Annotated in this window: 19 protein-coding genes; 6 read left to right on the top strand and 13 right to left on the bottom strand. The window is 65.3% G+C overall.

Going from position 1 to position 26,909, the window contains the following annotated elements; genetic code table 11:
- Positions 1-57: 57 nt before the first annotated feature.
- The 9 genes from KME82_RS15140 to KME82_RS15100 all read right to left on the bottom strand — a co-directional run bounded on the left by KME82_RS15140 (position 58) and on the right by KME82_RS15100 (position 10,279).
- The gene (locus tag KME82_RS15140) at positions 58-1,584 is read right to left on the bottom strand and encodes a J domain-containing protein (protein WP_215494794.1); all 1,527 of its coding nucleotides are present in this window, start codon (positions 1,582-1,584) and stop codon (positions 58-60) included.
- Positions 1,581-2,480 carry a J domain-containing protein gene (locus tag KME82_RS15135; protein ID WP_215494793.1) on the bottom strand — a complete coding sequence of 300 codons (900 nt, stop codon included), beginning with the start codon at positions 2,478-2,480 and terminating at the stop codon, positions 1,581-1,583. The genes KME82_RS15140 and KME82_RS15135 overlap by 4 nt, the downstream gene beginning before the upstream one ends.
- Complete coding sequence (locus KME82_RS15130) at positions 2,477-3,424, bottom strand: J domain-containing protein (RefSeq protein ID WP_215494792.1); 948 nt, start codon at positions 3,422-3,424, stop codon at positions 2,477-2,479. The genes KME82_RS15135 and KME82_RS15130 overlap by 4 nt, the downstream gene beginning before the upstream one ends.
- A complete protein-coding gene (locus KME82_RS15125; RefSeq protein WP_215494791.1) occupies positions 3,421-5,112 on the bottom strand; it encodes a molecular chaperone HscC in 1,692 nt (563 codons plus the stop codon). Before KME82_RS15125 ends, KME82_RS15130 begins: the two co-directional genes overlap by 4 nt.
- Before the next feature lie 37 nt (positions 5,113-5,149).
- Positions 5,150-6,760, bottom strand: coding sequence for a carboxyl transferase domain-containing protein (locus KME82_RS15120; RefSeq protein ID WP_215494790.1), 1,611 nt, complete (start codon positions 6,758-6,760; stop codon positions 5,150-5,152).
- 422 nt (positions 6,761-7,182) lie between these two features.
- Positions 7,183-7,833 carry an IS1595 family transposase gene (locus KME82_RS15115; protein WP_215494789.1) on the bottom strand — a complete coding sequence of 217 codons (651 nt, stop codon included), beginning with the start codon at positions 7,831-7,833 and terminating at the stop codon, positions 7,183-7,185.
- A gap of 142 nt (positions 7,834-7,975) precedes the next feature.
- Positions 7,976-8,404 (bottom strand): hypothetical protein, encoded by a 429-nt coding sequence (locus KME82_RS15110; RefSeq protein ID WP_215494788.1) that lies wholly within the window; start codon positions 8,402-8,404, stop codon positions 7,976-7,978.
- Positions 8,405-8,598: 194 nt separating this feature from the next.
- On the bottom strand, positions 8,599-8,976 hold the full coding sequence (locus KME82_RS15105; protein ID WP_215494787.1) for a hypothetical protein: 378 nt from the start codon (positions 8,974-8,976) through the stop codon (positions 8,599-8,601).
- 127 nt (positions 8,977-9,103) lie between these two features.
- Positions 9,104-10,279, bottom strand: coding sequence for a thiolase family protein (locus tag KME82_RS15100; RefSeq protein ID WP_215494786.1), 1,176 nt, complete (start codon positions 10,277-10,279; stop codon positions 9,104-9,106).
- 554 nt (positions 10,280-10,833) lie between these two features.
- Here KME82_RS15100 and KME82_RS15095 point away from each other — a divergent pair.
- Positions 10,834-13,602 carry a S8 family serine peptidase gene (locus KME82_RS15095; protein WP_215494785.1) on the top strand — a complete coding sequence of 923 codons (2,769 nt, stop codon included), beginning with the start codon at positions 10,834-10,836 and terminating at the stop codon, positions 13,600-13,602.
- 439 nt (positions 13,603-14,041) lie between these two features.
- Here KME82_RS15095 and KME82_RS15090 read toward each other — a convergent pair whose 3' ends face one another.
- The 4 genes from KME82_RS15090 to KME82_RS15075 form a co-directional block, all read right to left on the bottom strand.
- Positions 14,042-15,199, bottom strand: coding sequence for an isovaleryl-CoA dehydrogenase (locus KME82_RS15090; protein ID WP_215494784.1), 1,158 nt, complete (start codon positions 15,197-15,199; stop codon positions 14,042-14,044).
- Between the two features lies 1 nt (position 15,200).
- The gene (locus KME82_RS15085) at positions 15,201-15,953 is read right to left on the bottom strand and encodes a carbonic anhydrase (protein WP_215494783.1); all 753 of its coding nucleotides are present in this window, start codon (positions 15,951-15,953) and stop codon (positions 15,201-15,203) included.
- 155 nt (positions 15,954-16,108) lie between these two features.
- Positions 16,109-17,212 (bottom strand): Glu/Leu/Phe/Val dehydrogenase dimerization domain-containing protein, encoded by a 1,104-nt coding sequence (locus KME82_RS15080; RefSeq protein WP_036110968.1) that lies wholly within the window; start codon positions 17,210-17,212, stop codon positions 16,109-16,111.
- Between the two features lie 605 nt (positions 17,213-17,817).
- Positions 17,818-18,135 carry a YXWGXW repeat-containing protein gene (locus KME82_RS15075; protein ID WP_215494782.1) on the bottom strand — a complete coding sequence of 106 codons (318 nt, stop codon included), beginning with the start codon at positions 18,133-18,135 and terminating at the stop codon, positions 17,818-17,820.
- 636 nt (positions 18,136-18,771) lie between these two features.
- On the opposite strand from KME82_RS15075, the gene KME82_RS15070 reads away from it, so the two are divergent.
- From KME82_RS15070 to KME82_RS15050, 5 genes are all read left to right on the top strand, one after another.
- Positions 18,772-22,350 carry a methylmalonyl-CoA mutase family protein gene (locus KME82_RS15070; RefSeq protein ID WP_215494781.1) on the top strand — a complete coding sequence of 1,193 codons (3,579 nt, stop codon included), beginning with the start codon at positions 18,772-18,774 and terminating at the stop codon, positions 22,348-22,350.
- A gap of 236 nt (positions 22,351-22,586) precedes the next feature.
- Positions 22,587-23,144 carry a DUF3228 family protein gene (locus tag KME82_RS15065; RefSeq protein ID WP_215494780.1) on the top strand — a complete coding sequence of 186 codons (558 nt, stop codon included), beginning with the start codon at positions 22,587-22,589 and terminating at the stop codon, positions 23,142-23,144.
- Positions 23,145-23,275: 131 nt separating this feature from the next.
- Positions 23,276-24,274, top strand: a complete 999-nt coding sequence (locus tag KME82_RS15060; RefSeq protein WP_215494779.1) for a hypothetical protein — start codon at positions 23,276-23,278, stop codon at positions 24,272-24,274.
- Positions 24,275-24,685: 411 nt separating this feature from the next.
- Entirely contained in the window at positions 24,686-25,342 is a 657-nt protein-coding gene (locus KME82_RS15055; protein ID WP_215494778.1) for a hypothetical protein, read from the top strand.
- Entirely contained in the window at positions 25,335-26,795 is a 1,461-nt protein-coding gene (locus KME82_RS15050; protein ID WP_215494777.1) for an XVIPCD domain-containing protein, read from the top strand. The genes KME82_RS15055 and KME82_RS15050 overlap by 8 nt, the downstream gene beginning before the upstream one ends.
- Positions 26,796-26,909: the final 114 nt, after the last annotated feature.

The raw sequence follows: 26,909 nt of genomic DNA, 5'->3' as shown, positions 1-26,909 counted from the left end.
GATCGAACCGGCTTCGCGGAGCGAGCTGGGTTGCGATGCACGGCGCGCGATGCGGCGCTAACCGTTCGCCATCTTGTACAACCCCACCGCGATCGCCATGCCCGACGCACCGACGAGGTACCAGTACCAGCCGGCCTGGGTGCGCGCCTGCGGCACGCTGATGCCGCGGTACCACGCATAAGCCACCGAATGGATGATGTGCAGCGCGCCGGTGCCGATCAGCGCGTACGGGATGGTCAGGCGCCACGAGCCGGTTGTCAGCAGCAGCACGGTGCCCAGCGCCGCGCACATTGCGTAAGTGGCGTATTGGGCGAGACTGCCGTGGGTCGGGCTGCGTTCGGAGCCGGCCATCAGCGCGATCACCAGGCCGAGCCCGCTGGCGACGAAAGGATCGATGGGGGCGAGCACGGCGGCGCCGATCAAGGCCACCGTCGAGAACACGGTGCGACGATCCAGGCGCTCGACCAGGACGGTGGGCCACCAGCGCAGGCTCGCCGCCTGCGCGCAGGCCCAGCCGGCCCAGATCGCGAAGGCGACGCTGAGATCGCGCACGGGCGAAGGCGCCAGATCTGCGATCAGCAGATTCATCAGGCCGATCAGGGCGAGGTAATACACGACGATCCGCATCGATGCGATCGCCACGCGTGGCGGCGACAGCCGGAGCGGATCGGTCGCGCGCTGCCAGAAGCTCACGCTTTCGCCATTGAGTTGCAGCGCCGCCTGCTGCGCATCGATCCCTTGCAGCGCCTTGAGCGCGCCGATCAGCCGCATCGGCAGCAACGGCACCAGGGCGATGAACACACGCCGCGGCCAGTGTCGCGGCCGCGCCAGTTCGCGGGTCAGCAGCCGGTCGACCGGCTTGACCCGGTGCGATTGCAATGCCTCAAGGGTGTACTGGAAGCGCTGGTTGGACTCGGCGCGCCCGCGCGCCTGCGCCGCGTGCTCGTGCAGCCAGGCGTCGTGCTCGCCGACCACGTCGAGCGAGAAGAATTCGAAGATCACCGCGGTGGCTTCGACCGGCAGCGGCCGTTCGATCTGCGCCAGCACCTGCGAGACCGGCGCGCGCAGGGCGAGCTTGAGGTCCAGCGAGTACAGCGGTTCGGATTCGCGCAGCCAGCGCGCCAGGCCGGCGCTGGGTTGATAGGCGGCGCGTTGCAGCAGTTCGCTCATGAACGCGTTGAAGTCGAATTCGCGCAGCGACGGTGCGAGCTCGTCGGGCTCGTCGAGCGTATCGTCGGGCTTGCGGTCGGCCTCGCGATCGGGCTCGTCGTCGGTGCGTGTTTCGCGCGATCGATCGCCATGCGCCTGCGCTTGCGCGGCGACGCCGGCATCGGCTGCGGTATCGCCATGTTCGCTTGCCTGGCTCGCGGGCGCGGGATCGTCGGATTCGACCTGCGCGTCTTGCATCGCCTGCCAGCGCAGATGCTGCGCATAGCCCAGGCAAGCCTGGTACGCCTCGTGCAGGGCCTGGAAACCGGCCGGATCGTCGTCGGGACGCACCTGCCTGAGCCGGCGCGCATAGGCGCGCTTGATCTCGCGTTCGTCCGCGCCCGGCTCGATGCCCAGATGCTCGAACGGATTCATGGCGAACGCATCGCGCTGAACACGCGCACGATGGCGATGGCGAACATCGCCGCGATCCAGAACCAGAACCAGCGCACTTCACGGCTGCGATAACGCCGATGCGCGGCCGGGCTGCGGTGTTCGCCGCGCAGTTCGGCGACGACCACGCCGTGATGCAGCGACTGGTTGCGCAGCACGGCGACGTCTTCGTGCCGGCGCGGGAATCCGGGGTGGATGGCGTCGAGGTCGAAAAACCGCAGCAGGGTTTCCAGCGCCGCCAGCGGCAGCGGTGGTTCGTCCAGCAGGTGCTCGACCAACGCGTTCGCTACGGCCTGCTTGTGTTCGACCGAGTACAAGTCCGGATGCGCATGCAGCCAGCGTTCGATCTCCTGCACCGGGCGGCGGCGAGCGATGCCGATCAATTCCTCGAGCAGTTCGCCGGATTCGAATCGGTCTTGCCAGGCGATGGCGCGCGCTTCGTTGGCGGCGGGAGTGTCGAGTTGCGGCCAGGCGTCGGGGCCGGGCGCGGGCGAGGTGCGCCGGTACTGCCACGGCGCCGGCGACATCGGTTCGGCGAGGTCGGGATCGATCGGCAACGGCGTCGCGGGCGCGGTCACTTCGATCGTGGCGCGGGTGGTTTCGTGCGCGGATTCGGTTTGCACGACCCGGTCGAGCATGCGCCGGAATTCGTCTTCGTCCAGGCGGAAGCTCAATGCGCCTTCGTCGTCTGCATCGTCGTCGGCCGGGTCCGGCGTCCGCCGCGCCCAGGCCAGGCACTGCGAATAGGCGTCGTGCAGCGCCTGGAAGCCCTGCGGGTCTTCGTCGGGACGCACGCGCTTGAGTTCGCGCGCGTAGGCGAGCTTGATCTCGCGTTCGTCCGCGTCCAGGGCAAGGCCGAGGCGTTCGAACGGACTCATCCGCCGTAGGCCGTCCGCATCGTCATGGCGATCGACAGCACCAGCATCGCCAGGAAAAAACCGATGGCTCCCCAGGGAATCGATGTGGGGTGGTCGCCGCGTTCGCCCGGGCGCGGATCGCGCTGGAACTTGATCTCGCGAAAATCGCCGCCGCGCGCCTTGGCTCGCGCGCGCAGTTCGTCGATCCGCATCTGGGTCGACGGGACGCCTTCGCCCACGGTGTCCAGGCCGAAGAATCGCAGCACCATGTCGAGTTGCGCGATGTACAACGACGGCGCATAACTCAGATGGGCGACCAACTCGCGCGCCACGGCTTGCTGCTGGGTCAGTGAGTATAACTCCGGGTGATGGTCCAGCCAGCGTTGCAGCGCTTCGGGGGGCTTGGTTTGAGCGGCGTGGCTGAGCTCGTCGAGAAACCCGGCCAGATCGAATGCGGGCTCGGCTTGCACGGCCGTCGCCGTCGCCAGTGCGTACAGGTCGGCCAATAGCGGATTGGGATGCGTGGCGGCGTGCGCGCCCGCGCCCGCTGCCGGTCGTGTGAACGGATCGGGCGCCGGCGGGATTGCAACAGGGCGCGGCGAGGGATCGGGCGGCGCGACGATGCGCGGCTGGTGATCGAAGTCGGGCGCCTGCACGCGCGGCTCGGGCGCGATCGGCTCGAACTCGAACGCTTCGGCCGCGGTCCAGGCATCGCCGCCTTGTGCGTCGGCGTCATCGCCGTCGTCGTCGCGGTCTTGTTGATCGTGAGTATCGAGGCCGACCTCGGCCGTCGCGAGCGCACGCTGCCGCGCGCGCGCAAGGCAACGCTGGTAGGCGTCGTTCAATTGCTGGAAACCCGTCGGGTCGTCGTCGGGGCGGGTGATCCGCAGCAATTTGGCGTAGGCGCGCTTGATCTGCGCTTCGTCCGCATCCGCCGACACCCCCAGTCGGACGAACGGGTTCATGTGTAGCCCTGGGATTCGACCGCGTCGAGGAAGCGCACGAATTCGCCGCGGTGCTCGCTGATCACCGTGTTGTCCTGCAGGTCGAGCACGCCGCGGAACTGCACCAGCGCGGCCTGCAACTGCTCGCGCGCCCACAGCAGTTCCTCATACAGGCGCTCGGCGCGCGCGATCAGGGCGATGTTTTCCTGCTGGTCGCGCGGATGCACCTTGAGCGCGGCCAGCGCGGCCAGGCGTTCGCGGATTTCCTCCTGGCTGAGCACGCCGGGGTTCTTTTCCACCAGCACTTCGTGGCGCAGCCCGGTCGAGGCCAGGGTCGCCTCGACCTGCAACAGGCCGTTGATGTCGTAGGTGAAGCGCACGTCGATCGCGTTCTCGTCGCGGCGTCGCGACGGCAGGTCGATCGAGATCGCACCCAGGCGCACGTTGTTTTCGACCCGCGGACTTTCGCCCTGGTAGATCTGGATCTCGACCTGGCGCTGGCCGTCGTGGGTCGGGTAATAGCGCTCGACCCGGCTCACCGGCACGGTGCTGTTGCGGTGGATGATCGGCGAGAACACGCCGGAGGTGTAACCGCCCTGCGATTCGCGGGTGGTGTTGACGCCGAGCGTGTGCGGGCACACGTCGGTGAGGATGATTTCTTCCAGCGACTGGTCGCGCGCCTTCATCCCGGCGGCGACGCAGGCGCCCAGGCCGATGGCTTCGTCGGGATTGACGTGGCGCAGCGGCAGCCGGCCGAACATGCGCGAAACCAGGCGCGCGCTGAGCTGCATGCGCGAGGCGCCGCCGACCAGGACGATTTCGTCGAGTTGCCCCGGGCTGAGCTTGGCGTCGCGCATCGCGCGTTCCAGCGGCGCGCGCAGGCGCTGCACCAGCGGTTCGCTGACCCGGGCGAAGCCGGCTTCGTCGATCCGCCATTGGCGCGGCTCGCCGGCCAGCGGCAGCTCCAGGGTGGCTTCGTTGCCGCGCGCCAGATCGTGCTTGAGCGTTTCGATGCGGCGTTCCAGCGTCGCCAGTTCGCTCAATGCGAGCTGGCTCGCCGACAGGCCGCTGTCGGTGAGAAACGCGTTGAGCAGGGCCTGGGTGAAATCCTCGCCGCCGAGGAAGTTATCGCCGGCGCTGGCATGCACTTCCATCACGCCTTCGAACAATTCCAGGATCGATACGTCGAAGGTGCCGCCACCCAGGTCGAATACCAGATAGCGGCCGCCGCCCTCGCGCTGCTGCAGGCCGTAGGCCAGCGCCGCCGCGGTGGGTTCGTTGATCAGCCGTTCGACCTTGATCCCGGCCAGTTCGCCGGCGATGCGGGTGGCCTTGCGCTGGCTGTCGGAGAAATACGCCGGCACGCTGATGACGGCTTCGGCGACCTTCTCGCCGAGTTCGGCCTCGGCGTCGGCGATCAGCGACTTGAGGATTAGCGCCGACAGTTCCTCCGGCCGGAACCGGTGCGTGCCCAGCGCGGTGACCCGGTCGGTGCCCATCCAGCGCTTGAACGCGGCGACGCTGCGTTGCGGGTGCGAGACCAGCCGTTCGCGCGCGGCGCGGCCGACGATGACCTCCTCGTTGTCGCCGACGCTGACCACCGACGGGGTCAACAACGAACCCAGCGCATTGGGGATCAGGCGTGGGCCGTCAGGCCCGTATACGCCGATCAGCGAATGGGTCGTACCCAGGTCTATCCCGACGATCATGCCAAGCGGTCTCTTGCAGCCGGTTACAGGCGGAACATTACATGCGGAACACGCCGAAGCGCGTGCGATCCTCGATCGGCGCGTTGAGGCTGGCCGACAAGGCCAGGCCGAGCACGCGGCGGGTGTCGGCCGGATCGATGATGCCGTCGTCCCACAGCCGCGCGCTGGCGTAGTAGGGGTTGCCCTGGCTCTCGTACTGGTCGCGGATCGGCGACTTGAAGGTTTCCTCTTCCTCCGGCGTCCACACCTTGCCGGCGGCTTCGATGCCGTCGCGACGCACGGTGGCGAGCACGGAGGCGGCCTGTTCGCCGCCCATCACGCTGATGCGCGCGTTCGGCCACATCCACAGGAAGCGAGCGCCGTAAGCGCGGCCGCACATGGCGTAGTTGCCGGCGCCGAAGCTGCCGCCGATCACCACGGTGAACTTGGGCACGTGCGAGCAGGCCACCGCGGTGACCATCTTGGCCCCGTCCTTGGCGATGCCGGCGTTCTCGTACTTCTTGCCGACCATGAAGCCGGTGATGTTCTGCAGGAACACCAGCGGGATGCCGCGCTGGTTGCACAGCTCGATGAAGTGCGCGCCCTTGAGCGCGCTTTCGGCGAACAGGATGCCGTTGTTGGCGACGATGCCGACCGGATAGCCGTGGACGTGGGCGAAACCGGTGATCAGGGTCTTGGCGTAGCGCGCCTTGAATTCCTGCAGGTCGCTGCCGTCGACGATGCGCGCGATCACTTCGCGGATGTCGAACGGGCGGCGCGTGTCTTTCGGCACGATGCCGTACAGCTCGTTGGCGGCGTACAGCGGTTCGCGCGAGGGTTGCACCGCGACCGGCAGCACCTTGCGCCGGTTGAGGTTGGCGACGATCTCGCGCGCGATCTGCAGCGCGTGGCGATCGTCTTGCGCGAAATGATCGGCCACGCCGGACACGGTGGTATGCACTTCGGCGCCGCCGAGCGCTTCGGCGTCGACCACTTCGCCGGTCGCGGCCTTCACCAGCGGCGGGCCGCCGAGGAAGATCGTGCCTTGTTCCTTGACGATGATCGATTCGTCGCACATCGCCGGCACGTAGGCGCCGCCGGCGGTGCAACTGCCCATGACCACGGCGATCTGCGGGATGTTTTCCGCGCTCAGCCGGGCCTGGTTGTAGAAGATCCGGCCGAAGTGTTCCTTGTCCGGGAAGACTTCGTCCTGCAGCGGCAGGAACGCGCCGCCGGAGTCGACCAGGTAGATGCACGGCAGGCGGTTCTCGCGGGCGATCTCCTGCGCGCGCAGATGTTTTTTCACCGTCATCGGGAAGTAGGTGCCGCCCTTGACGGTGGCGTCGTTGGCGACGATCACCACTTCCTGGCCCTGGACCCGGCCGATGCCGGCGACCATGCCGGCGGCCGGCGCGGCGCCGTCGTACATGCCTTCGGCGGCGAGCGGGGCGATTTCCAGGAACGGCGAGCCCGGATCGAGCAGGGCGGCGATGCGGTCGCGCGCCAGCAGCTTGCCGCGTTCGGTGTGCTTGGCACGGGCCTTGTCGCCGCCGCCGTGCGCGGCGCGCGCCAGCCGCGCATCGAGTTCCTCGACCAGAGCCTGGTGATAGGCCACGTTGTCGCGGAAATCCTGCGAGCGCGGGTCGAGTTGGGAAGTGATCGCGGGCATTGCGTGACAGCCGGATGCTTGGACGCGGCATCAAAGCATAAAGCGCCGTCGCGGGCCAATCACTTTCGCCTGAAGGTTCGCAACGCACGCGGGCGTATGCGCACGGAAGGTGTGTCTGGTGGGGATGAGGTGCGGTGGGTTGGCGTGGGGGTGAGGTTCTGTCTTTCGCGAGTGAATGGTGGGTGCTTGCTTGGTGGGCGTTTCCAGGGCCCTCACCCCGGCCCTCTCCCGCACGCGGGAGAGGGAGGGTATTCGCGATTTGCTTGTGATCGTGCGCGAGTCTGGTATCGGAGCTGCTCAGGCAGCGATGACGTTCCCTCTCCCGCTTGCGGGAGAGGGCCAGGGTGAGGGCCTGCAAGCGTCAGCGTCGCCGCACGTTGGTGCAAAGCCACCAAAAGAAAAGGGGCTGTCCTAGATAAGGGTTATAGCCCAACCCAGTCCCGCAGCGTGTTGAGCTGCTGACGGGGCGTCCCATAGTTGAAACGGAACTCGCACTCTTTCAGGAACAAGAAGAAATTCTTGCGCGGAATGCCGTTGTACTTGCGCAAGATCCGCTTGGACTGATTCCAAAAGTTCTCGATGCCATTGATGTGGTTCCCACGACGGGTCACGAACTCATGCCGGTGATTCACCCGTCGATGCTTGAAGCCCGACACATCCAGGATGTTGTAGCTGGCCAGGTGATCGGTATAGACAACCGAATGGGCCAAAACCCGGGTTTTTAAGGCCGTCAGCAAGGTCTGGCTGCGGGTGTCGGCAATCGGCAAGGCATACACCTTGCCGTCGCGCTTGAGGATGCCGAACACGCAGACCTTGCCCGCGGCGCCTCGTCCTCGCTTGCCTTTACGCGCTCCGCCGAAGTAACTCTCGTCGCACTCGAAGACCGCCATTTCCGGCTCGACTTCGGCCATCTGAGCGGCAATGCATTGGCGCAGCTTGTGGAAGTACAGCGCCGCGGAGTTGCGATGAATTCCCACCAGATCGGCCGCGGTACGGGCGGTCGCTTGGGCCACGAACAGCTCGACCAGCCTGAGTTGGTCTTTTTTGCTTATCCGACAGCGACTTATCGCCATTTCTCATCCTAGATCGAATTCTTATCTAGGACAGCCCCAAAGAAAAACCCGCTTGCGCGGGGCCCGTATCTGCAACAAATCCGTGCCCACAAAAAGAAAGACCCGCTTGCGCGGGCCTTTCAGTGAACGAAACGCAAGCCGATTAGTGCTTGGCTTCTTCCTTCTTGGCTTCAGCGGCAGCGGCGTCGGCCTTGTCGGCGACCTTGGCGGCAGCGTCGGCGGTCGCGTTGGCGGCCTTGGCAGCAGCGTCGGCGGCGCCGGCAGCGGCGGAGTCGGCAGCGTTGCCGGCAGCGGCAGCGGCCGAATCGGCAGCGTTGCCCGCGGCAGCGGCGGCGTTGTCGGCGGCGGCGCCTGCATTGGCGGCGGCGTCGGAGGCAGCAGCGGCGGCGGCGTTGGCGCCTTCGGCGACGGCGGTGCCGGCGGCGTCAGCAGCCTTGGCGGCCGAATCGCCCGCCTGCTCGGCGGCGGCCGAGGCTTCGGCAGCAGCGTCCTTGGCTTCTTCGGACTTCTGGGCGCAAGCCGACAGTGCCAGGACGGCGGCGGCGAGCAGGACGTAGAGATGGGTCTTCATGAGATGTCTCCTGAGGAGTTGTCTGAGATAAAACGTCTAGTGGAACTTGTCAGGCAACGCCAGTGCTCGCAGCGGTCCGGCAAGCCGGCTTCGATCGTTCACTGACCTTACGGAAAAAGCCGCCGGATAACCGGCGGCTTTCCCGTTCGACGCGAGGTTTTCGCGTCGGAACTAGCAGTATCGCTTGCGCGATATTACTTCTTCGCTTCTTCCTTGGCAGCTTCCGCCGGAGCGGCAGCGTCCTTGGCAGCGTCGGCAGCGTTCTTCGCGGCGTCGGCAGCGTTGCCGGCAGCGTCGGCAGCGGCGTCGGCAGCAGCCGGGGTCGCAGCGTTGGCAGCGGCGTCGGCCGAGGTGGCGGCGGCGTCGGCAGCGGTGGCAGCGGCGTCAGCCGAAGCAGCAGCGGCGTCGGCGGTGGCGGCGTCGCCAGCGGCAGCGGCGGTGTCAGCAGCGGCCTGAGCTTCGGTCGAAGCGGCAGCGGCGTCGGCGGAAGCTTCTTCGGCCTGCTTCTGGTTCGAGCAAGCGGCCAGGGCCAGGCCCAGAGCCAGGGCGATCAGCGCCTTGTTGAAATTCATGATGTCGGATTCCTCGTCGTTTAGTTAGGCAACGCGCAGTTGCGCGCCGATAACATGATGACAAGCCGGTGACGTGTGTCAAGCGGCATGCCGGTTTTTTTTGTGCAACGCGTTTTTAACTTCTTGCTTACAGCAGTTCGATCGCGATCGCGGTCGCTTCGCCGCCGCCGATGCACAGCGACGCGACGCCGCGCTTGCCGCCGCGGATGCGCAGGGCGTTGATCAGGGTGACCACCAGGCGGGCGCCGCTGGCGCCGATCGGGTGGCCCAGCGCGACCGCGCCGCCGTGGACGTTGAGCTTGTCGTGGCTGATGCCCAGGTCCTTCATCGGCGCCATGGCGACCACCGAGAACGCCTCGTTGATCTCGAACAGGTCGACGTCGGCGACCGTCCAGCCGGCCTTTTCGAGCACGTTTGAAATCGCTTTCACCGGTGCGGTGGTGAACCATTCCGGCGCCTGCGCGTGGCCGGCGTGGGCGACGATCCGGGCCAGCGGCTTGAGCCCGCGCGCGGCGGCCTCGTCGGCCGACATCAGCACCGTGGCGGCGGCGCCGTCGGAAATCTTGGACGACGCGGCGGCGGTCAGCACGCCGTCCTTGCCGAACGCCGGACGCAGGGTCGGGATCTTGGCCACGTCGATCTTGCCCGGCTCTTCGTCGGCGTCGACGACCACGTCGCCCTTGCGGCCCTTGACCGTCACCGGAACGATTTCGTCCTTGAAATGGCCGCCATTCTGCGCGGCCTGGGCGCGCTTGACGCTCTCTTCGGAGTAGGCGTCGATCGCGGCGCGGTCGAAATCGTACTTGGCGCAGGCGGCGTCGCCGAACACGCCCATGGCCTTGCCGTCGTAGGGATTGGTCAGACCGTCCCAGGCCATGTGGTCGAGCATTTCGGCGCTGCCGTAGCGGATGCCGGTGCGCGAGTTGTTGAGCACGTGCGGGGCATTGGTCATCGATTCCATGCCGCCGGCGACGACGAGCTTGGCCGAGCCGGCCTTGATCAGGTCGTGGCCCAGCATGATCGCCTTCATGCCCGAACCGCAGACCTTGTTGATGGTGGTGCAGCCGGCCGAAACCGGCAGGTTCGCGCCGAGCGCGGCCTGGCGCGCCGGGGCCTGGCCGAGGCCGGCCGGGAGCACGCAGCCCATGATGACTTCGTCGATCTGGTCGGCGGCCACGCCGGCCTGCTCGAGCGCGCCGGTGATCGCGGCGCTGCCCAGGGTCGGGGTCGGGACGCCGGTGAATTGGCCGAGGAAGGAACCGATGGCGGTGCGCTTGGCACCGACGATGACGACATCGCTCATGGCGGAACTCCGAAACTGTGGCGTGAGGGCCGGCCCGCGAGGGTGGTGGCCGGAACCCATCGATTATGCGGCGCCATGCTGCGGTGCCGCAAACATCCGCTGCGGGATGGATTTGGATTAGCGGAAAGTTAACGAATCGGGGTTTTGGCCGGCCGTTAACCGGCGCGCAGCTGAATGGGGGAATTTCCCGGTGGCCTTGCGAAATCGATTACAGGGGGCGGCGCCCGGCGGCGAGGGTCGGATTTTGCGCGGATACTGCCGGCGGGCCATCGGCGCATCCGCCGTCCAATCGCGTCCGAATGCCGGTTCGGCCGACCCGCTTGCGCCGCCATGCCGTGTTCGAACCTCGGCGCCTGCCGCGGCAACCCGGCCACGCGAGCCGCCCCGCGCCGACGCCCGCATCCGAATTCTCCCGGTTCTGCGTAATAAACCAACGAATCGATTGTCGGTTCGCGATGCTTGGATTAAAACGAATGCGAGGTGCGATCGATCCGCTGGGGAGCGGACGAGACGCGTCACCAGCGGGGTGAGCCATGAACGGTTACGGATCGGCAGTGCGGCGTAGTTCGCGGTTGACGCTGTGCGTACTCAGCGTCGCCATCCTCAGCGCCTGCGGGGGAGGCGGCGGTGGAGGCGGCAACGTCAAACCCACGCCGCCGCCGACCACGACGCCACCACCGCCGTCGACCCCGCCGCCGCCGATCGGCGCGCACCTGGACCTCACCAACGCGCGCTCGGCGCAGGCCTTGGGACTCAACGGGCAGGGCGTGCGCATCGGCGTGGTCGACAGCGGTGTGCGTCGCGACCATCCCGCGCTCAGCGGCCGGGTGGGACCGCATCTGCTCTACACCGATCCGCGCAGCAACAACCATCGCATCGACGACGTGCTCGGCCACGGCACCTACGTCTCGCAGATCATCGCCGGCGCGCCGGTCGGGGCCTGGCCGGGCGGCATCGCCCAGGGCGCGAGCATCGTCTCCGCGCGCATCCTCAACGACGTCAATCCGCCCGACGACGGCTCCGGCCAGGGCAACCAGGCCACCAACAACGGCGGCCTGGACATCGTCAGCCGCGACCTCATGAACGCCGGCGTGCGGATCATGAACAACTCCTGGGGCGGCCTGTACTGGACCGGCGACAACGTCACCCGCAGTTTCATCGACGCCTACCAGCCCTTCATCGACAACGGCGGGCTGGTGGTGTTCGCCACCGGCAACGAAGCCAAGCCGCAGCCGTCCGACAACGCCTCGCTGCCGAGCCAGGGCGCCGGCGCGAACGTGCTCGAACGCGGCTGGATCGCGGTGTCGGCGCTGGACACCAACACCCCGACCCAACTGGCGAGTTATTCCAACGCCTGCGGCATCGCCATGAACTACTGCCTGGTCGCGCCGGGCAACGTGCAGGCGACCGGGGTCAACGACGCAGTCGGCAGCCCGAGCTACTGGATCATCCGCGGCACCTCGTTCGCCGCGCCGCAGGTGTCGGGCGCGGCCGCGCTGGTGTGGCAGGCGTTTCCGTATTTCAACAACGATCTGGTGCGGCAGGCGCTGCTCGGTAACGCGAAAGACCTGGGCGCGCCCGGGGTCGACCCGGTGTTCGGCCAGGGCCTGCTCGATGTCGGCGCGGCCGTGCGCGGCCTGCGGCGGCTGGATTGGGGCGACGTGCGGGTGAATTTCACCGGCGCATCGACCTGGTCGAACCCGATCAGCGGCGCGGGCGGATTGATCAAGGACGGCAGCGGCACCTTGCGCCTGGACGCGACCAGTGCGAACACCTACGCCGGCGCGACCGATGTCGTCGCCGGCAGCCTGCGCCTGAACGACGGCGGCAGCCTGGCCTCGGCGGTGACCATCCGCAACGGCGCGACCTTCGCCGGCGGCAACGGCGCGCGGATCGGCAATCGCCTCGACAACCAAGGCGCGCTGCGCCTGGATGGCGCGGGCCTGCGCATCGACGGCAACTACGCACAATCCGCCGCCGGCCAATTGCAGTTCTTCATCGGCTCCAAACTCGATGTGGGCGGCAGCGCCAGCCTCGCCGGCGATGCGCGCGTGCTCGGGCAATTGCCGGGCTATGTGCGCTCCAGTCGCGAAGTGTTCCTCAACGCCGGCAGCGTCAACGGCCAGTTCGGCTCGCTGTCGACCGCGCCGGGCGTGTTCCTGACCGCCACGCTCGGTTACAGCACGACCCAGGCCTGGCTCGACATCTCCGCCCTGAGCATCAGCGCGACCGCGCAGGCGATGGGCGTGCAGGGCGCCGCCGCTTCGGCCGCCGTGCGGGTGGACGATGCTCTGCGCGGACTCGACCAAGGCGCGGCGGTCGGCGGCGCCCCGGGTGCGTTCGGCGCCGCGGCCGGCGCCCTGCAGCAGTCGGCGACCGAGCAGATCGCCAAGCAATCGTTGGCCAGCCTATCCGGCGAATTGCACAGCGCCGACGTCGCCTTCGCGATGATGGCGATCGAAGGCAATCGGCATGCGCTGGAATCGCGTCTGGATGCGCAATCCCTGCAACCCCGCGATGGCGCCTGGGCCGACCGCATCGACGCCCAGCGCGCGGCGTCGGGTCGGTTCGACCTCGATGCCAAGGGCTGGATCGTCGGTCACGACCAACGTTGGAACGACCTGCGTTTCGGCGCCGCGCTCAGCCAGACCGACGGCTACGCCTACACCCGCCTGCGCGGCGACCGCGAACGCAATCGCCAGATCGAAGGCCAGTTCTATGCCAGTTGGGACCGCGCCGGCAGTTACCTGCTGGGGCGCGCCGCATTCGGCCGCATGGACCGCGACATGCGCCGCGACGTCGTGCTCGGCGACAGTCAGTTCGGTACCGGTTCGAACTACGCCGATCGGTATTTCAATGTCGGCGTGCAGGCCGGCCATCGCTTCGAACTGCGCAACGGTTTGCTGACGCCGTATGTCGGCGTGCAGAGCCTGCGTTTTGAGCGCGGTGGGTTTGCCGAGGACGGCGCGGCCGGGTTCGGCCTGAGCGCGGACGATTCCAGCCTGAGCGCGACGCAACTGCTGGCTGGCGCGCGGGCGCAGCGCGAATGGCGGCTCGGTTCGGCGTCGCTGACCTTGAGCGGTCGCGCCGAATGGCAACGCACGCTGGCCCAGTCCGGCCGCTACATCGATGCGCGTTTCACCGGGCTGGACGTATGGGCGCCGATCGCGAGTGACCCGTTCGCTCGCGAGGCCGGGGTGCTGGGCCTGGGGCTCAGCGCGCGGTTTGCGCGGGGCGGGGTGCTGAGCCTGGATCTGGATAACCGTTACGAGTTCGGGCAGCAGTATCCGCGTGCGTTGGCGAATTGGTCGTTTTCGTTCTGAGTTGGATGGGAGCGAGGCGGGTTCGTTGAAGCGCGCCGGGTGATGTTTCCTGCCGCTTTGGACGATTGGGGCTGGCTTGCGTATTGATACGCAGCGGCTGTTTGGAAAAGCGAATCTCCCCCAACCCCTCTTTTACAAAGAGGGGAGCGCATTCGTAGCGATCGTGTCGCATCCGGCGATCGTGCCGTATACGCAGTGAAACCCCGCTCGCGCGAAACCCCGCTCGCGCGTAAGCGCGCCCACGAACCACCCCGATCGCCAAGATCGGCTCCCCTCTTTGTAAAAGAGGGGTTGGGGGAGATTCGCTTTTCAACCGCCGACGACCCCCAAGCAAAGCCAAGCGACCCACGTCCAGCACCCAAATCCCGAATCCCGAAAAACCAAAAACGCCGCCGCGAAGCCGCGACGGCGTTTCCAGACAACCCAACCCGACGACCCCTCAGCTCTTGCCGTCAAACAACTCCCGCCCGATCAACATCCGCCGGATCTCGTTCGTCCCCGCGCCGATCGCATACAGCTTCGCGTCGCGCAGAATCCGCCCGGTCGGGTACTCGTTGATGTAGCCGTTGCCGCCCAAAGTCTGGATCGCTTCCAGCGCCACCTGCACCGCGGCATCGGACGCGTGCAGCAGGCACGAGGCCGAGTCGATCCGGCTCTTGTGCCCGGCATCGAAATCGCGACCGACCTGATACGCGAACGCGCGGCTGGACTGCAGCGCCGTGTACATGTCGGCGATCTTGCCCTGCATCAGGCTGAAGGTGCCGATCGCGACATCGAACTGCTTGCGCTCGCGCACATAGGGCAGGGCGATGTCCAGCGCCGACTGCATCAGGCCGATCGGGCCGCCGGTCAGCACCAGGCGCTCGGTGTTCAAGCCGCTCATCAGCACCTTGACCCCGTGATGCACCTGGCCGAGCACGTTCTCGGCCGGGATCTCGCAGTCCTCGAACACCAACTCGCAGGTGTTGGAGCCGCGCATGCCGAGCTTGTCGAGTTTCTGCGCCGTGCTGAACCCCTTCATGCCCTTTTCGACGATGAACGCGGTCATGCACTTGCTGCCGGCGTCCTTGCCCGCGGTGCGCATGTACACGATCAGCACGTCGGCCTCCGGGCCGTTGGTGATCCACATCTTGTTGCCGTTGGCGACCCACACGTCGCCGCGCAGTTCGGCGCGGCAGCTCATCGAGCCGACCACGTCCGAGCCCGCGCCCGGTTCGCTCATCGCCAGCGCGCCCTTCCACTCGCCGCTGCACAGCTTGGGCAGGTACTTGGTGCGTTGGGCCTCGTTGGCGTTGGCGTACAGGTTGGACACGCACAGGTTGGAATGCGCGCCGTAGGACAGGCCGACCGAACCCGAGGCGCGCGAGATTTCCTCCATCGCGACCAGATGCGCCAGATAACCCATCTCGCTGCCGCCGTATTCGCCCGGCACGGTCATGCCGAGCAGGCCCATCTCGCCCAGCTTGAGCCACAGGTCCTGCGGAAACGCGTTGTCGTGATCGATCTGCTCCGCGCGCGGAGCGATCTCGGCGTCGGCGAAACGCCGCACCGCATCGCGCAGCGCGTCGATCTCTTCACCCAGGGGAAAACTGCGCATATCAGCCCTCGTAACGAATCAGCGGCCGCCCGTTGAGCGGTTGGATGTTGCGGTTGTTGCGGCGGTAGTGGCTCAAGAACGCGTCGATCTGCTTCTTCGACATGGTCACCGGTGCCGGCATCACGTACCACTCGACATTTTCGGTCAAAGGCGGGGTCGTAAGCGAGCCCAGGTAGTGGTAATAGCCGCGCGACTTGGGCAGCAGGCCTTCGATGTCGATCTCGTGCTGGGCCGGCTTGGCCTGTTTCTTCTTCGGCTTGAGGTCGTTGAGCACCTCTTGCGCGACCGGGTTGGCCGCGCCGATGTCGTACATCACCCCGACCACCGCCAGGCGTCCGTCCTGGGCCTTGAACACGAAATGGCCTTCGAGCGGGAAATGCTTGCCGTCCAGGGTGTGCTCGCTGGCGGCGTGGAAGTGGAACTGGGCCAGGGTGAAATGGCGGCCGCGGATCGTCGCTTGCGTGGCGTGGGTGTCGACCTGCACCGCGTGGCCGTTGTCCTCGACCGAATCCACCGCGCCGCGGGTGTGCTCGAACTGCAGCGCGCGCGGCTCGTTGTCGGCGGCGTCGACGGCGCTGGCGGTGACGATGTCGATCGGCGACTGCGACTTGTCGTGCGCGGCCTGCCACTGCTCCTGATGCTCGTAGTCGAGCGCGTCGTGGTGGGGCGGCGCGGCCGGTTTGGCGGGCTCGGCGGCATAGGCGGCGAAGGCCAGATTCAGTGCCACGAAGGTGGCAAGAGCGTGTTTGCGCATGTCGAATGTCCTATAGCGTGTGCACAACATTGGGAGGTGTATCGCACTACCGCGCGCGGGTCGCGCCGCGCCCGCGCATTCATTTCAACGCGGGCCGGCGCGAAAACCCTACGCCGGATACGACGACGGGGCCGTTGGCCCCGTCGAAGTTTTACTCAGTGACCGCCGCGGATTCGTCCGCGGAAGCTCGGGGCCGAACGGCCCATCGGCAGCTTGAGCTTGCCGATCGCGGTGATGCGCTCTTCGGCCAGGCGGTCGGCGGCGGTGTAGGTCGGGATGCTGTCGCGCTCGGCGATCTCGAAGATGCGGCCGAGGTTGTGGTAGATCGTGCGCATCATGCGCATGGCGCGCTCGCGGTTGTAGCCGTCGAGTTCCAGCGCCACGTTCATCACGCCGCCGGCATTCACCGCGTAGTCCGGCGCGTACAGGATGCCGCGCTTGGCCACTTCGTCGCCGATGGCGTTGTTGGCCAACTGGTTGTTGGCCGCGCCGCAGATGATCTTGGCCTTCAGGCGCGGCAAGGTCTGCTCGTTGACGGTGCCGCCCAGCGCGCACGGCGAGTACACGTCGGCGTTGACGTCGTAGATCTCGTCCAGGCCCACGGCTTCGGCGCCGTACTCGGACACGGCCTTGTCGACCAGGCCCTTGTTGATGTCGGTGACGAAGATCTTCGCGCCGCGCTCCTTGAGCAGCTTCACGAATTCCATGCCGACGTGGCCCAGGCCCTGCACGGCGTAGCTGTACTTGCCGACTTCCTCATCGCCGAAACGCTTGTTCAGCGCGGCCATCAGGCCCTGCAGGGTGCCGTAGGCGGTGAACGGCGAGGGATCGCCCGAACCGCCGTGGACCTGATGCACGCCGGTGACGTACTCGGTCTCGCGGTACACGTATTCCATGTCGTTGACGTCGATGCCGACGTCCTCGGCGGTGATGTAGCGGCCGCCCAGCGAATCGACGAACTTGCCGAACGCGCGGAACAGCGCCTCGGACTTGTCGGCCGACGGATCGCCGATGATCACCGCCTTGCCGCCGCCGATGTTCAGGCCGGCGACCGCGTTCTTGTAGGTCATGCCGCGGCTCAGGCGCAGCACGTCGTTGAGCGCGTCCTGCTCGGTCTTGTACGGCCACATGCGCAGGCCGCCCAGCGCCGGGCCGAGCACGGTGTTGTGGATCGCGATGATGGCCTTCAGGCCGGCGTCCTTGTTATGGCAGAAGACGACCTGCTCATGGCCGAAGGTGTCGAGGGTTTCGAAAATCATCGGGTGCTCCGGACCGGGCGGGATTGCGCGGGATTTTCCGCCTGCGCGTCACGCCTGGGTGTGGTTAAGTCGTTGAAAAGAAATGAATTCGCCTGTGCGGCGGCGCCGTGCTGCCCGTCGCAGGGGCGCTAGTCTAAAGCAATCGGGCAATACGGCTAGGTATGCGTGCCGCGGCGGCCGCAGGCGGCGTCGGCGGCTTTGCCGGGATGGGCGGTTGCCACGATCCAAACGGGGTTGGTGGGGACGCCCCGACAAGCGCTCTTACCCAAACGCCTCAACAAACGCGCCCGCAGCGCAAACGATCGTCCCAACAAAAACACCCGCAGCGCAAACGATCGCCCACTTTGAAAAACGGGGCGCGGCGCCTGCGCGACTTCGAAGTCCAACGACACCGACTGCGCCGGGGGATTTGCTTTGCGCGCCGAAGCGTCAAGAGCAAATCCCCCCTGGCCCCCCTTTTTCAAAGGGGGGAACGGCCGCTTTCATGAGCGGTGCGCAGTCCTGTGAATGTAGAGCCCAGACAAAAGCTGCCAGGTGTTACGCAATCGACATTGGCCGCGACATTCCTTCGACCGCGACCTCAACCCAGCCCACTGCGCCCAACCTCAGCGCCGGCGCCAATGCCCCTCATTGAACCGCCACGCCGGCCCATACGCATTCCAGCGCGGCGCGACATACACGTACCCGCGGCGCGCCGGTATGTAATTGCCGCCGATCCAGTAATAACGCCGGCCGTCCCAGCGCCAATGCCCCGGCGTCCACACATAGCCCGGTCGCACCCGCACCCGCTCGTAGCGCGGCGGAGGCGGCGCCACCCGCACATCCACGCCCACATATGTACGCGCCTGCGCTTCGGGCGCATGCACACCTGCCAGCGACGCCACACCGATCATCGCCGCCAACACCAAAGGACGCATTGCCATGACCCTTCTCCTCGACTCGGCGGCCACCCGCCTGTGTCGATGGCAACGTCGTGGCCGCGGCGTTGTTGACGCCGCCGCCGAGCGCGTTCATGGCAACGCCAGATTGCTGAAGGCCGGCTGCATGGTTTACGGCGGCCACACGCGACCATGCGCGCCATGTGCAGTAGCGATCTGTGCGAAACCTCTCAGCCGTCCTGTGCGAAACCTCCCGGCCGTCATTCCCGCGAACGCGGGAATCCAGTGACTTCAAACGTCCTGACCAGAAAACCTCGGGCTGTGCACGTTCTGGAGAGTCACGGCCCGAACCGACCGATTCCGTTCTTGCTGCGGCGTCGAAGTCACTGGATTCCCGCGTTCGCGGGAATGACGGCCTGAGAGATGCGGGCCTGTCATGGCCTCCAAGCCGAGAACCGACTTAAGCGCTCAAGCCGCGCACGGCGAATGCAGCGACCAGAACCTCCTCACCGCCAACCCCCGCCACGCTTCCACCCATCCCGCCACCCCGAACCCCATTGACGCCGCTACCCTGACTGCCGTAACGCAGCCGCCCATCCTGCACCGCACGGCCACCCGCCAAACCGTGCCTGCTTCACGGAGCTACAATACGCACAGCCCGTACTGCGTATCGAGACCGCCATGAGCACGACTGCAGCCAACCTTCCCGCCGCCCAGGCCGACGCCACCCCGCTGCGCTTCGTCACCGCCGCCAGCCTGTTCGACGGCCACGACGCCGCGATCAACATCATGCGTCGCCTGATCCAGGGGCAGGGCGCCGAAGTCGTCCACCTCGGCCACAACCGTTCGGTCGAAGACGTCGTGCGCGCCGCGCTGCAGGAAGACGCCGACGGCATCGCGCTGTCCAGCTACCAGGGCGGCCACGTCGAATACTTCAAGTACATGGTCGACATGCTGCGCGAGCGCGGCGCCGGCCACATCCGCGTGTTCGGCGGCGGCGGCGGCACCATCACGCCCGAGGAAATCCGCGAGCTGCAGGCCTACGGCGTCGAGCGCATCTACCATCCCAACGACGGCATGCACATGGGCCTGGTGGCGATGATCGAAGACGTCGTGCGCCGCGCCAGCGAAGGCCGCCAGGCCGACACCACGCCCGACAAGCCGGCCGCGATCGACGACGAAATCACCATCGGCAAGATGCTCTCGGCGATCGAAGAAGGCCTGCTCGACGAAAGCCAACTCGCGCACCTGCGCAAGCAGTGGCAGCTCGCCGGCGGCAAGACCCCGGTGGTCGGCATCACCGGCACCGGCGGCGCCGGCAAGTCCTCGGTCACCGACGAACTGCTCAACCGCTTCCTCGCCAATTTCCCCGACATGCGCATGGCGGTGATCTCGGTCGACCCGACCCGCCGCCGCACCGGCGGCGCGCTGCTCGGCGACCGCATCCGCATGAACTCGCTGCGCAGCCCGCGCGTGTACATGCGCTCGATGGCCACCCGCCGCCAGCACTCGGCGACCAACACCGTGCTCAAGGACTGCATCGGCTTCCTGCGCGGCCTGGGCTACGACCTGGTCATCGTCGAAACCGCCGGCATCGGCCAGAGCGATTCGGAAATCGTCGACCTCGTCGACTTCCCCATGTACGTCATGACCAGCGACTTCGGCGCGCCGAGCCAGCTGGAAAAGATCGACATGCTCGACTACGCCGAACTGGTCGTGCTCAACAAGTTCGACAAGCGCGGCGCCGAAGACGCCCTGCGCGACGTGCGCAAGCAGTGGAAACGCAACCGCGTCGCCTTCGCCACGCCCGACGAAGACGTGCCGGTCTACCCGACCATCGCCAGCCAGTTCAACGACCCCGGCATCAGCTGGATGTTCGTCAACCTGTGCCGCCTGCTGCGCGAGAAACTCTCGCTGCCGGCCGAAAAGTGGACGCCCGACGTCGACACCTCGTTGAAGGAGCCGCGCGCGACCGTGCTGATTCCCGGCGCGCGGGTACGTTACCTCGCCGAGATCGCGGAGCAGGGCCGGTCGATCAATCGCCAGATCGAAAGCCAGTCGGACGTCGCCGATCGCGCGCAGTCGTATTGGCAGTCGTTGAAAGACCTTGGTGATCAGGTTCCCAATGCTTTGGACCTGTATCACTCCGATGCACTTCTCACTGCCGCTTACGTTGATACCGATGAGGAGGAATACGATCGGCTTATCAGTGAGGCAAGCCCCAATACGTTGGAGGCGATGCGCGAATTTCAGCGCAAGATGCACAAGGTGCAGAAGCTCTTTAAAGAAAATCGGGGCTTCGCTGTAGATCGTTCGTTGCTGACCCTGCGCCAACGCTACAACGACGCCGTCCAGACCCTGACGTCCGAAGCCCTCAAGCTCCTGCGCGACTGGCCCGCGCGCCTGAAGTCCATCACCGACGACATCACCGAATACGAAGTCCGCGGCAAAGCCATCCGCGTCGAAAACTACCGCGACTCCCTGAGCCACCAGAAAATCCCGAAGATCGCCGCGCCCACCTACAAGAGCTGGGGCGAGCTGCTGACCTTCCTGCAAAAAGAAAACCTGCCGGGCTACTACCCCTACACCGGCGGCGTCTACCCGTACCGCCGCACCGGCGAAGACCCCATCCGCATGTTCGCCGGCGAAGGCACGCCCGAGCGCACCAACCGCCGCTTCCATTACCTGTCGGTCGGCCAACCCGCCGCGCGCCTGTCGACCGCGTTCGACAGCGTCACCCTGTACGGCGAAGACCCCGCCGTGCGCCCGGACATCTTCGGCAAGATCGGCAACTCCGGCGTCAACATCGCGTCCCTGGACGACATGAAGAAGCTGTACTCCGGCTTCGACCTGTGCGCGCCGACCACCTCGGTGTCGATGACCATCAACGGCCCCGCGCCGATGCTGCTGGCGATGTTCATGAACACCGCCATCGACCAGCAGGTCGAGAAATACCTGCGCGAAGACGGCGCCCGCTGGGACGCCGCGCACGACAAGATCGAAGCCATCTTCAAGGACCGCAAGCGCCCGCAATACAGCGGCCTGCTGCCGGAAACCAACGACGGCCTCGGCCTGGGCCTGCTCGGCATCACCGGCGACCAGGTCGTCGACGCCGAAACCTATCAGCGCATCAAGGACAAGACCCTCGCCACCGTGCGCGGCACCGTCCAGGCCGACATCCTCAAGGAAGACCAGGCCCAGAACACCTGCATCTTCAGCACCGAGTTCGCCCTGCGCATGATGGGCGACATCCAGCAGTACTTCGTCGACAAGAACGTCCGCAACTTCTACTCGGTGTCGATCAGCGGTTATCACATCGCCGAAGCCGGCGCGAACCCGATCAGCCAGCTGGCTTTCACGCTGAGCAACGGCTTCACCATCGTCGAGTACTACCTCGCCCGCGGGATGAAGATCGACGACTTCGCGCCCAACCTGTCGTTCTTCTTCAGCAACGGCATGGACCCGGAGTACACCGTCATCGGCCGCGTCGCCCGCCGCATCTGGGCCCGCGCCATGCGCGAGCGCTACGGCGCCGACCCGCGCAGCCAGATGATGAAGTACCACATCCAGACCAGCGGCCGGTCCCTGCACGCGCAGGAAATCCAGTTCAACGACATCCGCACCACCTTGCAGGCCCTGTACGCGCTGTTCGACAACTGCAACAGCCTGCACACCAACGCCTACGACGAAGCCATCACCACCCCGACCGAGGAAAGCGTGCGCCGCGCGGTCGCGATCCAGATGATCATCAACAAGGAACTGGGCCTCAACTTCAACGAAAACCCCTGGCAGGGCAGCTTCGCCGTCGACTACCTCACCGACATCGTCGAAGAGGCCGTGTACAAGGAATTCGAAGCCATCAGCGAACGCGGCGGCGTGCTGGGCGCCATGGACACCATGTACCAGCGCGGCAAGATCCAGGAAGAAAGCCTCTACTACGAACACAAGAAACACGACGGCAGCCTGCCGCTGGTCGGCGTCAACACCTTCCTGCCGAAGGACCACGGCGGCGACATCGTCACCGAGATCGAATTGATCCGCTCGACCCCGGAAGAGAAGGGCCAGCAGATCGACAACGTGCTGTCGTACCAGCAAGGCCGCAACGACTACGCCAGCGAAGGCCTGCGCAGCCTGCAGGCCGCCGCGCGCGATCGCAAGAACGTGTTCGCGTCCTTGATGGAAGCGGTGAAGACCCACAGCCTCGGCCAGATCAGCCATGCGCTGTACGACGTGGGTGGCGAATACCGTCGCAACATGTAACCCCATCACCATCCAAAAAAGCCCGCCCCCGCGGGCCTTTTTTATTGCAACCACGACACAGCCCGGCACCCGACTGTAGGAGCGGCGCAAGCCGCGACCACGCCCCCGCAACCGCCGGCGCAACCTTCGAAAAGCAACCGCCACAACAACCCATCTACGGATGGAAGCCCCAACTCGCCTGAAAAACACTCGCCCCACCCCAGACGACCCGCCTGGCGCTGCCCGATAATCCCCCCATGACCATCATCCTCACCGACTTCGCCCGCGCCCGCCTGTTCCCGCGCGAACCGCGCCGCAACACCCTCCAGGACATCACGCCCGAGCAATTCGAGCGCCACCTCAACGACGTCCCGCCGCTGACCGTCCTCGACGGCTACGCCCCGTTCTGCAAACTGCACGTCCACCGCAACTGGACCCGCACCCGCTGCCTGACCGCGCCGATCACCGACGCCAACCGCCACCTGCTGCGCACCGACTACGAAGCCCGCACCAAGGACGAACTGCCCGTGCTGGTGCGCTGGTTCGAAGGCCTCGACCCGCCCGTGGCCGACTACCTCATCGTCATCCTCTACAGCCGCGAACAACTGGCGAAAGAGGGCACCGACACCACCGCCGACTGGGGCGTGGTCGGCTGCATGTACACCGCCGAGCCGGTCGAGACACCGATGGCGCCGATTACGATGATGCGCAATGCGCTTGGGGTGGAAGAGGGCGGGTCGGGGGTGGGGTTGGATCGGGCGGCTTATCTGCGCAGTGTCGAGTTTTGGCGGACGCATGCGAACTGGCGGGGCTAGGGCGGTATTTCCTGTGACAAACGAATCCTCCATGAGACGATTTTGATGACGCATAGATTCTGGCCGCGACCGTGACCATACGGCGTATCCTTAGTCGGAGGAATTTCTGTTAATTTCAGGTCAATCAGCAAATGACTGTCCAGGATCGTTTTAAGCAATCGATCGTCACTACGTTGGCGAAACGGGCAGCTAATTGCTGCTCAAACCCTGAGTGTCGTGCTGTCACAAGTGGTCCGACAGTTGACGCGCACGATTCAGTGAATGTCGGTGAGGCCGCTCATATTTACGGAGCAAATCCTGGTTCGGCACGTTACGACCCGGAGATGGAGTCCGTTGATCGCAGTAGTATCACCAATGCCATTTGGCTCTGTGCGAACTGCCACAAAATCGTGGATGACGATCCAAATAGGTATCCGGCGGGTCTGCTGTATGAGTGGCAGCGCGAACATGAAGGCTGGATCGCGCGACAAATTGGAAAGGTATCTGCACAAGTTCGCCAGCGATATGAGAAGCGGCATCTAGAAGACCTTGGTAAATTGAGCTATCTCGCGGAACGTTTGATTCTCGAGAAAGGCGAGTACTGGGAGTACCTGCTGACCGCTGAGGTTCTGCGTCAGGAAATCGCCCCCATAGTGCGAAGGTGGAGTGCGCTCAAGAATGGTCTCTATGTCGGGCCGTATGTGCGCATAAAGAGAGAAGACTTTCTTGCGTGGATATCTGGTAAGTCAGATGAAATACTTCGCATTGTTAATGCGCTTAGTGCTCTGACTAATGTGGAGTTTTCACGCTCCTGGGGTAAGCCCGGCATCGCCGGAAATGACATTGATATCGTCTCCACATGCCGTCTATATGGAGAGGTCTGCAGTAGTGCGCTTGCTTGGGAGGAGTCTGTACGATTTACACATGTAGATGAAGAGTTCGTTGAAATCCGTGATCTATACGCGGGTGTGGCAGGCGATGTCTTTGAGCAAGTGGAAAAGATCCCTAAATTCATAACCGACGTGTTCGATGGTGAGCCTGTAGCTGGCACCTACAATTTAACTCTCGACATAGGGCTGCCTGAGGGATGGAGTGACGCTGTTGAGGCTGCGATGCTTCGGGCTGGTCGCGCGCTAGGGGGAAGGGTGTGAGATCCGCGGCAGCTGTTGTTGCGGCTCTGCGGTAGTTTGACCTCGACGATAAATGTCCGGTTGCTTCGAGCAGTAATTCAGTTTCGAAGGCCTCGGCCCGCCCGTAAGCGACTTTTTGGCGGGCGCATACCAATTGGCGGGGATGGCCGAAACGCGTTCATTAGCGACAAGCAATCTATTCACCAATGGCCTCGCTTCGGCGGGACTATTGCTTTATGGGTAAGTTGATGGCTAAAGGCACACTTTCACAAGCGCTCGCTGCCCATGCGCAACTGGCAGTTGCGCTAATGCGCGATTGCGACGACTAGCAGACAGTTTCTTTGCAGATTTCCAGCCGAATAGTCTTGCAAGCCCGTCCGTAATCGATGATGTTTCGACTGTCCCGGCATCAGCGCTCAGGAAGAGGTCGCCATGAAGCATCCAGTTCCGCGCGTCAATGGATACAGGTTCTGGACGGTCTTGGCATTGTCCCTGGTGTCCGCCTGTTCGGCCGCGTCGGTGGACGAAACCAACCATCGGGATAAAAAACCAAAGGACGCATCGCCGACCGTAATAAACATCGACCCCGGTGTGACCCGCCTCGCCAAAGAGTTCGAACCCCGAATCTTGGCCGTGATGCAATCGATCGCTCGCGACAACCGCATCAGTCGCAATGCAGTCGAGACGATTCTAGGCGCTAAATTCAATCCAGAAGCGACACCGCCCGGACGTTCGAATGTCTGGGAACTCAGCGGTCCGTTATCGCCCGGCCATGGATTCCGCATTGCGTTGAAGACCCGCAAATCCGACGTTTTATTGTCGGTCTACGTGCCTGCGGCCAGCCCGTCCGGCTGTTACCTGGACCTCGCACGACTGCGTCCGGCACTGGTCGAACAATCGCATCTGGTGGCGCATGAGCGGCCCATCCAGGGACTCAGGCCGCACGTGATGTTCACCGAAGGTCAGTCGATCACCCCGAGCACAGTAGTGATACGGCTGTTCGATCAGGACGTTGCGGCCCCGGACGGCAAATCGCGACGGTGCATCCACATGCTCGATGTGTCCGCTCCGGGAGCGGGACATGGCTGACCCCATCGACCCGAGGATCGAGTCGTTACTGGTGGATTTGAAACGGCGCGAGCAGACCTCGGACGCCGAGGTGTCGGCACTGCGCCAAGCGATAGGCGAATCACCTTACCTCGCACAGCTGATCGAAACGACACTGGACCGCGGCGTCCTGCAACGATTCACCACCCAATCCATTCCCGGCACCGGCGGGCATTTCACCGATGTCGGCGGCTCCCTGTCCGTAAGCAGGCAAACCTTACAAGGCGCCGCGAAGAGCGAAGAGGGCATAGACCCATTGGTCGGCGCTTTGGCGCATGAAGCCGCCCACGCCGCCAATCAACAGGATCGTCTATTTCGGGCGAAGCAGTTCGAACGGGACTTGGGTACGCGTTTTGCAACAGACAGCGATGTGCATGATCCCACCGACATCGCCCTTACCTTGCAACAGCGCCAGCGTTGGGACGAGTCGTACGCCGAACTGCATTCGGTCAATGCCATCGTTTCCAGAATCCGGCATCTCGACCCACAAGCGAGCACGAAGGAAATCCTGGAGCGGACCGCGCCATCGAGCCTGTGCGTGGTTCGCGATGCCGCCACCGAAACATTCAATTGGGCGCCCGGCATTCAAACCAAGCCCGACGGCCGCATCGCCTACTCACCGGAAAACATCGAAGCCGTAGCGCGCTGCCATTTCGATGCGCCGGCGAGCGAGGCCAAGCTTGGGCCGCATGGCGATCTGGACTACCGCAACTACTACGCCGCCCACACGATGGGCCGCATCGCCGACCAAAAGATCGAAGCGGACAACGCCATCGCCAACCCGCTCGCTGGCCCCGACCCGCCGCTGCACCTCAACCTCGGTCGCCTGGGCTGGGATTTGGCGAAGCTCGAACGCGACGGCGTCAGCTTCGCCAATCACAAGGTCGACCTGAACTTCTACGACACCACCACCGGCACGCCGGTCATGCGCAACCTGCGCGATACCACCGCGGACGCCAGGACAGTCGCGCCCCCGGACCTCGCCGCGCCGGCAACCCCCGCCGAAGCTGCGCAACCTACAAGGCCCGACCCGCGCACGCCCTCGCATCCCGACCACGCGCTCTACCTGCAAGCGCACAAAGGCGTCGCCGAACTCGATGCATCTCTCGGCCGCGCGCCCGACGCGGACAGCGAACGCCTCACCGCCAGCCTGACCGTCCTGGCGAAAGCGCAGGGCCTGTCACGGATCGACCATGTTGTGCTGGGGAATGGTGGCGCGGGACTTAAACCCGGCGAAAACATCTTCATCGTCGAAGGGCGCCTGGACGACCCGGCGAATCGGCGGGCGCATATGCCGACTGAGCAAGCGGCCAAGACGCCGGTTGAGGCTTCGTTTGATCGGTTGGTGGGGGTGAATCAGGTGTTAGAGGTTGAGCGCAGCCAGCAGCAGGGAAGGGAGCTTCAGGTGCCGGCGCAAGAAGGCATGCGCCGTTGACGAGTCAAATGGGGCTCCATCTCATCGTTCTTTAGGGAAGAGCGCTCTGACCCCTGTTTCGGAAAGAGGGCCTCATCACCGGCGACAACCGCCAACGACTGCGCCGCAGGCCGG

Origin of the sequence: Lysobacter capsici, from assembly GCF_018732085.1 — a bacterium.
GTDB classification, from domain to species: domain Bacteria; phylum Pseudomonadota; class Gammaproteobacteria; order Xanthomonadales; family Xanthomonadaceae; genus Lysobacter; species Lysobacter capsici_A.
The sequence above is the reverse complement of the archived record's forward strand: the minus strand, read 5'-3'. Positions and strand labels throughout refer to the sequence as shown.